Source organism: Enterococcus sp. AZ191, from assembly GCF_051713845.1.
Classification (GTDB): Bacteria; Bacillota; Bacilli; order Lactobacillales; family Enterococcaceae; genus Enterococcus_B; species Enterococcus_B durans.
Genome location: NZ_JBIOQS010000001.1, coordinates 1,452,153 through 1,465,992, shown reverse-complemented (window position 1 = coordinate 1,465,992; position 13,840 = coordinate 1,452,153). Strand labels below are relative to the sequence as shown.

Here is a 13,840-nt window from a genome sequence, read left to right as displayed (position 1 = left end):
TCAGTTTGGAGACTTACCCAATAACTTGAAACAGAATAAAACGTGTCTCTTGCTGGATGACTTTAACCCAGTAAGAGGCACTTTTTAAATGGAAAGTGGAAATAGCATCTTAGTTACTAGTTGACTGTGCTCTAAAAGACACTGAACTTATAAATGAGTATAGACACTTAAGTAGAACTTTTTTTATTAGCGATGAATCAGAAGAAAAAATACCTTGCTCGACAAACATCAGGAAAACATATCAACTCTATCCCCTCAATATTATCGGGACAACTCGCTAAAAATGATAAATTTGCTGATTTTTTTAATGGCAATTTATTGATGAGTTATTGTCTAGTAGCTATTGAAACCATCAGATGTCATATAGGTGGTAAATTAGTGATTCTAGATAGCGTTAATTGCTCAAAAGTGATTCGATCTTATGAAAAGTACGGGTTTAAATCATATGGAGAACTAGTGTCTAGTGAAAAAACAGGAGAAGTGTATCAACCAATGATTTTGAAATATGAAGAAGATTGCTATAAATAAGGCTATCTGCTCTTTTTTCAAAAATTCAAATAACCGTTTCAAAAACTTTTGATATTTCTTTAGCGTTTTTTATGAGATTCCTCCGGCTTTTTCGTTGAATAACATTTTTTCTAATAGTTCACCTATCCTAAAATTCTACATAACAAAAAAACTCCCTTATCAACTTTGTCTAAAAGTCAATAAAAGAGTTCAGAATTTATTTCCTCATTGGATATGTTATCCGTATCGAAAATACTCTCATTTTATCTGGTATCCGAAATCCAAAAAATTGGCTCAGACTACATACTAAATGAGTGAAAAACGCTGTTAAATCAACATTATTCCCTATCGAATACCCAAAGCAATCCGTGCATAACGACTCATTTTATCGGTCGTCCAAGCTGGATACCAAACAAGTTTGACTTCTACTTTAGATACTTCTGGTACTTCTTTCAATGCATCGTGGATAGAATCAGTCAAGATATCAGCTAATGGGCACCCCATCGTTGTCAATGTCATTTTGATGACTGTTTCTCCATTTTCTGGATCAAAATCTACTTCATATATCAAGCCTAGATTGACGATATCGATACCTAACTCTGGATCGATGACCATTTCTAATGCGGCTAAGATTTGTTCTTTGATTGCTTCAACTTCTTGTGCTGACCATTCTCGGTTCGCTTCGCTCATTCTGCACACTCCTTCATGCGATTTTCATTTATCATACTCTTTTTTTAGATGTTTGTAAATGAGAATCAAGAACATCTATTCTCATTTAGCTTGCTTCCTCAACAGTAAAAACTACCGCTAATCTAAAATAAGTGCATTGCTTATTTTTTTCGTGCAGTATTTTTGATTTCTGGAAAAACACCCGTTGACCGGTACATTTTTTGTTCGGATTCATTTGCAAATCGGCCAAAAACAGAATGGGTCGGCAAAATGTTGATAAAGGCATCATCATCTATTTCGTGTACGATTTGATCTAGATCATACATTTCATAACGTGTGATCACCATCATGATCATTTTTCCTTCTTTTTTAGAATATCCACCGACTGATGGTAGCAAAGTCATTCCACGTACCATTTTTTGTGAGATAGCTTCGGTCACTAAATCGGGTCTGACTGTCACGATCATTGCCGTGACCTTTTGATGGCTCGTATGGATAGCATCTATCACTTGTGTCATGGCATAAATCGAAATAATCGTATATAATGCACTTTCCCAGTTAAAGAGGAATCCGGCGATCACCACAATGATCCCATTCAGTAGCAACATATAGTTTCCAACTGTTTTACCTGTAGTTTGTGACAGAACTAATGAGATGATGTCCATGCCACCAGTCGTAAATCCCATCTTTAGCGACAAACCAACTCCCACACCTAGTAAAACTCCCCCTACTAATGCATTCATCAATATATTATCCGTGACCTGTCCCGTGGGTAATATTGTAGTCATTACTGAGACTGCGACGACATTGACAAAACTCAGGATCGTTGCCCGTTTCCCAACTTTCAGAAAACCTAAGATAAAAACAGGGATGTTCAAAATAAAGATAAAGGCACCTGTATCCACTTGTATGTGGAACCATTCAGATAATAGCGAGGCAATGATCTGGGCGATCCCATTCATCCCTGCAGAAAAGACGTTTGCAGGAATCAAAAAATAATTCAAGGCAATCGCCGCGGTCAGTCCGGTGACTAAAACGACCACTATTTTTTTCAATTTTTCATTTCTTTGATATACAGTCATGATCTTGCTCACAAGCACCTCTTCCTTTCATTGTTATTCCAAATGTAAGAATAACAGGTTCTTTATTAAATGAAAATACTTCGCACATAAATGAGAAGAATTTTAGTAAAGATTCAAAAAAAATTTCTTGCTATGATACAATAAAAGAAAAAAATAAAAAGGAGAACTTATATGGCAAAGGATGCAAGTTTCGATATTGTTTCTGAAGTATCGATGGAGGAAGTAAAAAATGCGATCCAACAAACCATCAAAGAATTAACGAATCGTTTCGATTTTAAAGGATCGACAGTTGAAATCAAGCTAGAAAATAATCAACTAGTAGTCGTTGGCGACGATGATTTTAAAATTGAGCAGATCAAGGATGTCCTTTTAGGAAAATTGATTAAACGGAATGTCCCGATCAAAAATATCCATTTTTCTGATTCTGAACATGCACTAGGTGGAAAAGCTCGCCAAACGGCTGAATTGATTAGTGGCATCGATCGTGAAAATGCGAAAAAAATCACTACAGAAATCAAGAACTCTAAAATGAAAGTCAAAGCACAGATCCAAGAAGATCAAATCCGTGTAACAGGTAAAAACCGTGATGACTTGCAGGCTGTTATTGCTTTGTTGAGAAAGTTAGATTTGCCGATCGAATTACAATTCACGAACTACCGTTGAGTGAGAATCAAGTTAATGACACAACAATGCATGATCTGGATTCCAGAGAAGTTAATGCTTCTTCTAGGACCCAGATCATTTTTTATATGAGTTTGGAGCAGAAGTGTTTAACTCCGAGAAATAAGAATAAATTAACGAAAATTGCTTTTTAAATTTTTGTGAATTTCGGCTGATTTAAGAAGGAGTTGCTTCTGCTCCCACCGTTTATTCGTTTTTAAAGAATGAGGCAAAAGTATTTCTTACTTTTGTCCCACAATCGATATTTCAGAGATTCAATCCTTTCTAGTTGTCCAAAATCGGTGGATTTCACTAGATAGTTCATTTACATTATTGACGTTTTTAGCCCCATGCCAATGGTTCGGGAACAATTGACGGTAATTTCTGGTTGCGAACCGTCGATCAGCTAAGACGACGATTCCTTCATCTGTCGTATCTCGAATGACACGGCCTGCTGCTTGTAATACCTTGTTCATGCCTGGTAACTGATAGGCATAGGCAAATCCAAGATTGTCTTTTTCATTGTAGTACTCTTTGATCAATTCTTGTTCATGGTTCATTTGTGGTAATCCTACGCCGACGATCATGCTACCAATCAAACGCGTTCCTTTTAGATCGATTCCTTCCGAAAAAATGCCTCCTAGTACACAAAATGCCACTAAGGTCTCTGCAGGCTCAATTTTAAAGTTTGCTAAAAAAGTTTCCCTTTCTGTTTCATTCATCACAGTCTCTTGGATCAACAGACGAACTTCGGGGTAACGTTCCTTAAATGCCGCTGCTGTTTGATCTAGATATTGATACGATGGAAAAAAGACAAAGTAGTTTCCTTTTTTCCCTGATATAAATTGGTTAATCGTTTCAACTAACCTAGGTGAACTTTCTTCTCTTTTTCGATAAGTCGTTTCGATATAATTAGCAATCAATACCTGTTGATTTTCTTCTGGAAAAGGACTCGGTAAACGATAAGCTAAACTTTCCTTTCCGCCTAGCGTTTCTTGGTAATAAGACAACGGTGAAAAACTAGCAGAAAAAAGCAGACTGCTTCTCCCCTTATCTAACGATTGCTCTAAAAATAAACTAGGATCGATACAAAATTCTTTGATGACAAAATCATGGTACGTCTTCTCGACCGTCGTTTCATAATGATCATCATAGAATTCACTGATTTTTAAAAAATGTAGGAGAGCGAAGTAGAATGGCAGGATCGTTTCTTGAATCGCATGCTCAGGATATTCTGCCAACCATTCCTGTATGACTTCGCTCAGCTGATACCCCGCTGTGATCAAGGATTCGGCTGGCGCTTTTTGGTGGTGGTAGTCCCAACCGTCTTCATTGGATAGCTCTTGGATCTTATCAAATTCTTTCAACAATTTATTGATGCGCCGACGAAGCTTTTTAAATTCTTTTGGCACGATCGTATAGACATTCTTCGCACCTCGATAGGATAACTCAGCTGAATACATTTCTCTTGAACGATTGACTAGATTATGTGCTTCATCAATGAGGAAAATATTGTCCTCATTCTTTTCTTCTTCAAAGAACCTTCTTAAATAAACAGTGGGATCGAATAAATAGTTATAATCACCGATAATGACATCACACCATAGGCTAACGTCTAAAGACAATTCGAATGGGCATAATGTATGTTTTTTGGCATACGTTTCAATGACTTCTCTAGTTATCTGATTTTCATGATTCAATAGATCCCAGAGTCCTTCATTGATGCGGTCATAATAACCATTTGCATACGGGCATTGATCGGGGTTACAGGTGGTTTCGTCTAAAAAGCAGATCTTATCTTTTGCGGTCAACGTCACACTTTTAGCTTCAGCACCCGCATCATTGAATGCGACCATCGCGTCTTCTGCGACTTGTCTCGTGATCGTTTTAGCTGTCAAATAAAATACCCGTTCACCTGATTCCTCACCGATTGCCTTCAACGTAGGAAACAAAGTCGAAACTGTTTTCCCTGTTCCTGTTGGTGCTTCAGCAAATAGCTTTTGCTTTGTCTTGATCGTTTTATACGCTGCTACAGCCAGTTCCCTCTGCCCCTTTCGATAGTTATCATGGGGAAATTTCAGAGCCATCAACGAGGCATTTCTAACCGTCCGCCAGTTTTCTCGAAAAATCAGCCATTCTTCATAGTCTGCTATCAGTTTTTTAAAAAACTCGTCTAACTGTTCAATAGTTTGATACTCCGTTTTTCTGGTGATCTGTTCTTCTGTTGTTTGAAAGTACGTCAATTGTAAATTGATTTCTGTTAATTCTTGTTTATGGCAATAAATATACGCATAAACTCGCGCTTGATGAAAAAATAGATCAACTTGTTCCTGTTCTAGATCTTCGAATCGAGGTTCTGAAGTTTTGATTTCATCTATATAATAAAGACCATCTTTTTGAAAAATACCATCTGCGCGACCTTCGATTGTTAATTGAACATCGTCTAACTCTACAGTTGTTTTTAAAAAGACTTCCTTTTCGTAGGTTTCCCCTGCTTCTTTTTGTAATTTTCGATGGATCTTGGCGCCCTCTAATGCGGTATGGTTACTTTTTTTACGATTATCGATACTTCCGCGCCTCAAGATGAATTCTACTAGATTTCGTACCGAGATTTTTGACTGTTTCACCCCTTCCGCCTCCTTTGTGTATAAGATTACCTGAAAAAAGAAAGTTACGCAAAGATACAAAAAAACACCCTGCTGATTAGGCAGGGATATAGGATATAGAATTTGGATTTTTGGATGAGTTAACTGTAACAAGTACATATTAAAAAGCAATGAAAACTTCCTTCCCTTACGTTTAAAATCTATAAATACTTTTCATATAGTCTGATAATTCAGATAATCTTCAAATGAAGGGAGCATTTTTGTTTCCTCTCATCAATTGAGTTATACTAAAACAAAGAACGCATTGGGAGGAACGTCTATGCACATTCAAAGATTGAAAACTGGGATGATCGAGGAAAACTGCTATCTCGTCTATAATGACGAAGCATTGTTGATCATCGACCCAGGAGAAGATGCAAATATGCTCAAAAATCAAATCGAAAAAACACAGCAACAACCAGTCGCTATTTTACTGACCCACACCCATTATGATCATATTGGAGCAGTTGAAGAACTTCGCCACTTCTATCAAATTCCAGTCTATGTTAGTCCTTTGGAGCAAGAATGGCTGGGTGATCCAATTTTGAACCTCTCTGGGCTAGGCCGCCACGATGACATCCAAAACATCATCGTCTCTCCTGCCGAATATGAATTTGAGATGAAAACTTATCGTCTGGGGAATATGAGCTTTCGGGTCGTACCGACCCCTGGCCACTCGATCGGTAGTGTCAGCTTCATTTTTGATGATTTCGTTGTATCAGGAGATGCATTATTTAGAGGTAGCATTGGTCGAACTGATTTGTATTCTGGCAATTTAGAACAATTATTACACAGTATCCAAACACAATTATTCATTTTACCCGATGAATTTATCGTTTATCCCGGGCATGGAGAAGCAACAACGATCGAGCATGAAAAACGTACGAATCCATTTTTCAACGCAACCTACTAATTTAACATTCAAGGAGGAATAAACATGACTAAAACGACCCTTTATATCGTCAGACACGGAAAAACGATGTTCAATACGATCGAACGAGTACAAGGTTGGTGTGATACGCCATTAACGAAACAAGGACAAGAAGGAATCCACTATCTTGGGAAAGGATTGAAAGATGTCGATTTTTCTCTGGCCTATTCCAGTGACAGCGGACGGGCAATCGAAACTGCTCGAATCATTTTAAGTGAACATACCAAAGGAAAAGAGATCCCTTACTTTATCGATCAGCGTATTCGTGAATGGTGCTTTGGTTCTTTAGAAGGCGGCTATGATATGGAGATGTGGGGAGTCATTCCTCGTGTCTTGAACTTCAAAACATATGATGATATGTTTACTACAGATGTCACATTTGAACAAATTGCGCATGCGATTTACGATCTCGATACAGCTGGTTGGGCAGAACCTTATGAAACTTTGAAAGCGCGGGTTTGGTCTGGTTTCGAAGATATTGCCCATCAATGTGAGAAACAAGGCGGCGGAAACGTGTTAGTCGTTTCTCACGGTTTGACTATTGGTTTTCTACTGAACTTAATCGATGCCAAACAACCAGTACGTGCAGGACTTCTAAATGGTAGTGTCACAACAGTTACCTATGAAGATGGGACCTTTTCTATTGCTGGGATCAATGACGTCCACTATATTGAACAAGGAAAAACGCATACGAAGGAATCATCCCTATAAAAAGGCGATCAGAGCGCTTCTCTTGTCGTAGCAAGAAGCTAGAACAGAAATATTTAACTTTGATGACCAAGACGGACTCTCCAAAAATTCGTTTTGATTTTTGGGGATTTTGCTTTATTTTTTGAAGAAGCTCCTTTCGTTTCCGCCTTTTATTCCGTTTTTAGAGCTTGAAGCAAAAGTGTTCTTTACTTTTGTTCAAGCTCTTCTTTTTTTCATTGGAATTTCTCAAATTTTTCTTAACTTTGAGAAACAATTTGGTTTTAGAAACAAAGAACGGTATACTAAATGATGTATTTTTATTTGGGAAGGAAGAAAACTATGTTTTTTGCAAATATCATTAAAGCAGCAATTCTTGGTATTATCGAAGGGATTACTGAATGGCTGCCAATCAGTAGTACGGGTCATTTGATTCTAGCCGACCAGTTTATCAAACTGGATGCTAGCACACAGTTCATGTCGATGTTCAATGTCGTGATCCAATTAGGAGCGATCTTGGCAGTCGTCGTGTTATATTTCCACAAGTTAAACCCCTTTTCACCAAGCAAGACAACAATTGAAAAAAAGGATACATGGACTCTTTGGTTTAAAGTCGTTGTCGCTTGTATCCCTGCTATTATTATTGGTCTTCCATTAGATGATTGGTTAGAAGAACATTTCCATAAATTCTTGCCAGTAGCAATCGTTTTGATTGTTTACGGGATTGCCTTTATCATTGTGGAAAAAAGAAATAAAACGAAAAAACCGCGTTGGACCACCCTTAACGACTTTACTTACCAAGCAGCATTGTTAGTTGGATTATTCCAAGTACTAGCACTAGTGCCTGGCACTTCACGTTCTGGGGCAACGATCCTAGGAGCTATTTTGATTGGCGCTTCAAGATTTGTCGCAACTGAGTTCTCATTCTTCTTAGGTATACCGGTAATGTTCGGTGCAAGTGGTTTGAAGATCGTCAAATATCTTGCTGAAGGAAATTCTTTCAAGACAGAAGAAACGATCGTCCTACTTGTAGGTACTTTAGTTTCATTTATTGTTTCAGTATTAGCTATCAAATTCTTACTGAATTACTTGAAGAAAAATGACTTTACTGCTTTCGGTTGGTACCGAATCATTTTAGGTGTTATTTTGATTGGATACTGGTTCATTGCCATGTAGTAGCCTCTCATGAATAAGCAGATATTTCTCTGCTTTTAGAATCAGGTATTACCTATTCAACTATATTTTTTAAATCGGCTTATCAGAAAATAGTTTTCACTATTTCCGAGATAAGCCGGTTTATTTTTGCTCTCATATTTATAATAATTATAATTTAAATTCGATGAATTAACGGAGCATAGCTAATTGATAACCATTATCGTTCTCAATTAGCTAATTTTATTATCAATTAGATTCATTATATGTTATATTGATTTTGCCAAGGAGGGAGAACAATGAACAAGATAAAATACAATCCATTTATGTTAGCAATCGCTTGTCTTTTACTAATGGTTACAGGTTGGCTTTCCGATCACTTTATTGCTAGTCTGGCACCATATCTTTACCTAAGTGCCATTATTGTCGGTGGGTTCAAGCAAACACGAGAAGGTCTCTTAGAGCTATGGAATGACCGAACGTTGAATGTGGATCTATTGATGGCACTTGCTGCCATTGGTGCTTGCTTAATCGGTAACTTTTTTGAAGGATCCATGCTGACATTCATCTTCTGTCTCAGTGGTGCATTAGAAGAATATACTACAAGTAAGAGTCAAAAAGAGATCACTGCTTTGATGAATATCCAGCCGCGGATCGCACAACGTTTGACCGATTCGGGTGAGATCCAAGAAACGGGAATCGAAAACTTGTCTATTGGTGATCGCGTATTTGTTGCAAAAGGCGCTACGATCCCTATCGACGGCGTATTAGAAAGCCCACAAGCAATAATCGATGAAGCAACGATCAGCGGTGAATCGATTCCAGTAGAAAAAGTTTTTCAAGATGAAGTTTTAGCGGGTACATTAAATCAAGGCAATCCTCTAACTATCTCTGTCACAAAGAAAAGTGACGATACCGTTTTTGCTAAAATCATCAAACTAGTCGAAGCTGCACAAAATACACCAACTAAAACTGCCTCCTTCATTTCACGTATCGAAAATACGTATGTCAAACTAGTCTTGTTGATTGTCCCTTTGATGATCGCCATTTCTTATTTTATTTTCGGTTGGAGTTTTCAAGAAAGCTTTTATCGTGGAATGGTGTTATTAGTCGTTGCCTCCCCTTGCGCCCTTGTAGCATCAGCCACACCAGCTACCTTAGCCGCTCTGTCTAACTCGGCTAAAAAAGGCGTATTGATAAAAGGCGGCATCTATTTAGAACAGTTAGCTGAGTTAAAAGCAATCGCTTTTGATAAAACTGGTACGTTGACCAAAGGCAAACCAGTTGTCACAGATAGTTACTTTTTTGCAGAAAAAGAGCTTTCTCACCAACTCCTTGTTTCAATGGAGAAAAAGACCACTCACCCATTGGCCCAAGCAATCGTTGCTCATTTCGATTTGGAACTGCCACAAGATATACAACAACTGTCCATCGAAGAAATCACAGGTTTGGGTCTCCAAACCATCTATCAAAACGAACATTGGGCTGTTGGCAAATTAAATAAATCAGCTCTTTCTTCCGAAGATGTAGACAAAATCAAAACGATCCAGCAGTTAGAGGAACAAGGAAAAACAGTGATTGCTCTGACTAAAAACGATCAATTGATGGCGGTACTCGGTTTACTAGACGTACCAAAAGAAAATGCGAGTGAAGCAATCGCCTACTTCCGTTCACAAAAGATCCATACTAGCATGATAACTGGTGACAATGAAGGTACTGCAAAGGCAATTGCCTCTCAAGTCGGAATCGACTCTTTCTATGCGAATTCTACACCCACTGAAAAAACAGCCTATATCCAAACTGAAAAAGAAAAATACCAGACAAATGCGATGGTGGGAGATGGAGTGAATGATGCACCTGCACTTGCTACTGCATCTTTAGGGATCGCCATGGGCCAAGGAACAGATGCAGCGATGGAGATTGCGGATATCGTGTTGGTCCATAACGCCTTAGATAAGTTAGTCTATGCACACCAGTTGTCCTTAAAAATGAAAAAAATCATCAAACAAAATATCATTTTCTCTATTGCGGTGATCTGCTTGTTGATTTTATCTAATTTTTTCCAATTTCTAACGCTACCCTTTGGCGTGATTGGGCATGAAGGTAGTACGATCTTGGTCATACTGAATGGACTACGCTTATTAAAACCATTAAAGGATTCGAAAGAAGCTACCACTCGTTGTGCAAATTGTCCTTTATATAAAGTTCACCTAACTTGATCATCCTGTTATTACCTCCTTCCCTTTTGTCTGATATAAAAAAATGATATGATGGATTGAAGGAAAGTGAGGTTCTTTATTTATGGAAAGTTGGCTTTTTTTAGGACTGATCATGCTCGTCGCATTATTAGCTAAAAATCAAAGTTTGATCATCGCCACAGGCTTTGTTTTGTTACTCAAGTTACTTCCCTCATCAAAGTTAATCTTGACTTGGCTCCAAGGGAAAGGGATCAATATTGGCGTTACGATCATTACGGCTGCAATTTTAGTTCCTATCGCTACTGGGGAGATCAGTTTAAAAGATTTGTTAGATGCATTTAAATCACCGATGGGCTGGGTTGCCATCTTTTGTGGTGGTTTGGTAGCAGTCCTTTCATCAAAAGGAGTTGGACTGATTGCTTCTGATCCGCAGATTACTGTAGCCTTAGTCTTTGGTACGATCTTAGGTGTTGTTTTCTTAAAAGGGATTGCCGCAGGTCCAGTAATTGCTTCTGGGATTGCCTACTGTATCCTGCAATTGTTTGCATTTGGGAAATAGCTATTTTTAAAGTGTTTTGGCTGAGTGATTCGAGCCGTTCGTGCTATAATTATCCAGAGGTGATTACATGTTAGAAAAATTAAGATATTTTTTCGGTACGATTGGCTGGTTTTTATTAGCTATTTTATTGATTTTAGGATTAGCTTATCTCCTATTCCCCGATTTGATCCAAAATGTATTTAATACCTATTTTTAGCTTGTCAGCTGATGGGCAGTTATGACGTGTATGCTATTTTTATTCTTTCTATCAAACAGACAAATTACAAAAAACTACTAGATATGACAAAAATTCTGTCTGGTAGTTTTTTTTACTTTTTGCTTGATGCGAAAGGCACTACAGAAGAAATTATTGTTTCTTTTTGCCTCCTTCTTCCTTTTTTTGTTATACTAGACTGCAGAACAACTTTATCTCTTTTTGTGTAAAAAGATTGTTCCTATGTTTCAGCTATAGAAAGGAAGACGCTCATGGAAACTTTTGAAGGTCTTTTAATTGATACGTATGTTTTACAAGAGCAACCAATGATGTTGACTGGGTTGAATCTTCAGCTTGAAGATCGAGTGATCAATGGTCTTTTGAAGGATCGTTATCTTGCGAAATATATTTTACGCTTGCCATTAAACAAATATGTTTTAGAAGTTAGTGGAAAATGGAATCGCCGGAATCAATTAGTCATCAAAAAAATGATGATCAAAAATATCGATGAATATATTAAAATTATCGGCACTCCAGAATAATACCAGTAATGCCAACGGTTACAGGTTATAAAATAACTTTAGTATGGTATCGTTCTAATTCCTTTATCAACAAGGTTCGTATCCCTTTTCAAAAAAAGCTTTGCAAACGATTATCCTTGTTATATAATGTTTTGGTACCAAACAGTCCCATTCAAATTTTGTTTAAAAAGATAATCTTATCTCGTTTGGTTGAACGCTATTGTCTCCCACAATAGCGTTTTTTGGTTGTGCGACTCTTTCGTAACAGGCACCAATTTATTAAATCTTTCTTTCTTTTAGTGTTAAGGAAAAAAACTTGTCATGTTGATATTGCAAAGATAGCATGATTTAGGTATAATAATGAATGTTGAATTATGCGGTAACACGCGTAAGAACTTATTTTATCGGAGGTGAAACTAATGCCAAACATTGAATCTGCAATCAAACGTGTTCGTACAAGCGAAAACGCGAATGTAAAAAATTCATCTCAAACAAGCGCTATGCGTACTGCAATCAAAAAATTTGAAGATGCTGTAGCTTCAGGTGCTGACAACGTAGATGCGTTATATAAAGAAGCTGTTAAAGCTGTTGATATGGCTGAATCAAAAGGTCTAATCCATAAAAACAAAGCTAACCGCGACAAATCTCGTTTAAGCAAAAAAATCGCTAAATAAGGAAATCGGCTGCGGCCGGTTTTTTTATTTTATCAAAATAAGCAAGAGGCTGTGACAGAAGAGTTCAACTCCGAGAAATAAGAAGAATTTCACGAAAATTGCTTTTCAAATTTTTGTGAATTTCGGCTTATTTAAGAAGGAGTTGATTCTGCTCCCACCGTTTATTCGTTTTTAGAGTATGCGACAAAATTGTTTCTTACTTCTGTCCCAGCCTCTTTTCTCTCCAATTTCTCAAACCTAAACAACTTTTGTCTCGACCTCTTCGATTGACTCGATTTCCTTCATAAAAACCAAAGCCCACCTATTTTCTTTTATCGTTTCAATAATTCCCCTGTCCGTAATACAAAAAGTTGAAAGCTTAATTCTTTTTCGATCTTTCCACTTTTGATTTCATAATCCATTTCCACCAATTCATCAAATAACCTTCTCAGGGTTTGTTCATCAAATTTCCGTACCTCTTGCATCGCCAATTTTACTCGATAAGGATGGATCTTCAATGTTTCAGCAATGTTCGCTTGCTGATAACCTATCTTTACCAAGAATTTTGTTTGTAAGAACAAACGTATCTGAGAAAGAAGAATCGCATTGATTTTGATTGTTTCCTCACCCTGAGTCACTAAGTCCTGAAAAAGCTGCAATGCCTGTTCCGTACGGCCGGATAAGATATATTGCGTCATGTCGAACAAATTGTGTTCTAATGTTTTTGGCACTAATTGTTCAATTTCTTTAACAGTGATCACTTCTTGTTCTTGCCCATAAAGTAAGATTTTTTGTAATTCTCGCATCATCTTCGACAGATCAAGGTCTGTTAGCCGCAAAAAGAAATCGATGGCTTGTCGATCCATCTTGATTTCCGAATTCTCTAAAGTATTCAATAAATACTGTCGCACTGCTTTTTCATCTAATTGTTTTACATCAATTGTGATTGCTGTTTTCTTTAGCTGTTTCGTCACTTTTTTACGTTCATCTAACTTTTCATAAGGGGCAAAGATGACTAATACAGTTGTTTCTAATGGCTCTTTCAGATAATTCACTAATAGGTCCGTATTTTGATCGATGCCATTCGTTCCTTTTTCTCCAGTTAAAAAATAGGGATTTTCAACAAAAACCAACCGTTGATCCCCAAAAAAAGGCAAGGTTTCAGCTTCAGCGATGACCTCATCAATACTTGAATTTTCCATATCGAAACTTAAAAAATTCAGATCATCCTCTCCATCAATTTTTATTTTTTTCAGGATTTCAGTTCTCACTTGATCTTGTAAAAATTTTTCTGTACCTAAGACAAGATAACAAGGAGCAAGCTTTTCTTTTCGGATTTTTTGTAAATCTGCTTGGATACTCATCTCACTCACCACTTTCCAA

14 protein-coding genes and 1 pseudogene are annotated in these 13,840 nt (G+C 37.3%); 11 read left to right on the top strand and 4 right to left on the bottom strand.

Annotated elements, in window-relative coordinates:
* Nucleotides 1-192: 192 nt before the first annotated feature.
* The gene (locus IGI47_RS07075; RefSeq protein ID WP_438783766.1) at nt 193-528 is read left to right on the top strand and encodes a hypothetical protein; all 336 of its coding nucleotides are present in this window, start codon (nt 193-195) and stop codon (nt 526-528) included.
* Between the two features lie 324 nt (nt 529-852).
* On the opposite strand, the gene IGI47_RS07070 is transcribed toward IGI47_RS07075, so the two are convergent.
* Nucleotides 853-1,197, bottom strand: coding sequence for a metal-sulfur cluster assembly factor (locus tag IGI47_RS07070; RefSeq protein WP_005875052.1), 345 nt, complete (start codon nt 1,195-1,197; stop codon nt 853-855).
* Nucleotides 1,198-1,337: 140 nt separating this feature from the next.
* Nucleotides 1,338-2,258, bottom strand: a complete 921-nt coding sequence (locus tag IGI47_RS07065; protein ID WP_025481339.1) for a YitT family protein — start codon at nt 2,256-2,258, stop codon at nt 1,338-1,340.
* A 171-nt stretch (nt 2,259-2,429) separates the two neighbouring features.
* Between IGI47_RS07065 and IGI47_RS07060 the strand changes: the two genes are divergently transcribed.
* Entirely contained in the window at nt 2,430-2,921 is a 492-nt protein-coding gene (locus tag IGI47_RS07060) for a YajQ family cyclic di-GMP-binding protein (protein WP_438783765.1), read from the top strand.
* A 272-nt stretch (nt 2,922-3,193) separates the two neighbouring features.
* On the opposite strand, the gene IGI47_RS07055 is transcribed toward IGI47_RS07060, so the two are convergent.
* Nucleotides 3,194-5,545 carry a helicase C-terminal domain-containing protein gene (locus IGI47_RS07055; RefSeq protein WP_438783764.1) on the bottom strand — a complete coding sequence of 784 codons (2,352 nt, stop codon included), beginning with the start codon at nt 5,543-5,545 and terminating at the stop codon, nt 3,194-3,196.
* A gap of 298 nt (nt 5,546-5,843) precedes the next feature.
* Here IGI47_RS07055 and IGI47_RS07050 point away from each other — a divergent pair, with 298 nt between their 5' ends.
* The 9 genes and pseudogenes from IGI47_RS07050 to IGI47_RS07010 form a co-directional block, all read left to right on the top strand.
* Nucleotides 5,844-6,476 (top strand): MBL fold metallo-hydrolase, encoded by a 633-nt coding sequence (locus IGI47_RS07050; RefSeq protein ID WP_142421745.1) that lies wholly within the window; start codon nt 5,844-5,846, stop codon nt 6,474-6,476.
* Nucleotides 6,477-6,500: 24 nt separating this feature from the next.
* Nucleotides 6,501-7,205: a histidine phosphatase family protein gene (locus tag IGI47_RS07045; protein WP_438783763.1), complete on the top strand. Its 705-nt coding sequence runs from the start codon at nt 6,501-6,503 to the stop codon at nt 7,203-7,205.
* A gap of 318 nt (nt 7,206-7,523) precedes the next feature.
* On the top strand, nt 7,524-8,357 hold the full coding sequence (locus IGI47_RS07040; RefSeq protein ID WP_005878677.1) for an undecaprenyl-diphosphate phosphatase: 834 nt from the start codon (nt 7,524-7,526) through the stop codon (nt 8,355-8,357).
* 275 nt (nt 8,358-8,632) lie between these two features.
* Entirely contained in the window at nt 8,633-10,552 is a 1,920-nt protein-coding gene (locus tag IGI47_RS07035; protein ID WP_438783762.1) for a heavy metal translocating P-type ATPase, read from the top strand.
* Nucleotides 10,553-10,634: 82 nt separating this feature from the next.
* Nucleotides 10,635-11,090 (top strand): DUF441 domain-containing protein, encoded by a 456-nt coding sequence (locus IGI47_RS07030; RefSeq protein WP_005878680.1) that lies wholly within the window; start codon nt 10,635-10,637, stop codon nt 11,088-11,090.
* Between the two features lie 67 nt (nt 11,091-11,157).
* Entirely contained in the window at nt 11,158-11,286 is a 129-nt protein-coding gene (locus IGI47_RS07025) for a hypothetical protein (RefSeq protein WP_005878682.1), read from the top strand.
* A gap of 269 nt (nt 11,287-11,555) precedes the next feature.
* The gene (locus tag IGI47_RS07020; RefSeq protein WP_005878685.1) at nt 11,556-11,825 is read left to right on the top strand and encodes a hypothetical protein; all 270 of its coding nucleotides are present in this window, start codon (nt 11,556-11,558) and stop codon (nt 11,823-11,825) included.
* A gap of 398 nt (nt 11,826-12,223) precedes the next feature.
* Nucleotides 12,224-12,478, top strand: coding sequence for a 30S ribosomal protein S20 (gene rpsT / locus IGI47_RS07015; RefSeq protein ID WP_005878687.1), 255 nt, complete (start codon nt 12,224-12,226; stop codon nt 12,476-12,478).
* 55 nt (nt 12,479-12,533) lie between these two features.
* A pseudogene (locus tag IGI47_RS07010) lies at nt 12,534-12,653 on the top strand (DUF3788 family protein); the annotation flags it as partial.
* Nucleotides 12,654-12,789: 136 nt separating this feature from the next.
* Here IGI47_RS07010 and holA read toward each other — a convergent pair.
* Nucleotides 12,790-13,833, bottom strand: coding sequence for a DNA polymerase III subunit delta (gene holA / locus IGI47_RS07005; RefSeq protein WP_311929892.1), 1,044 nt, complete (start codon nt 13,831-13,833; stop codon nt 12,790-12,792).
* Between the last annotated feature and the right edge of the window lie 7 nt (nt 13,834-13,840).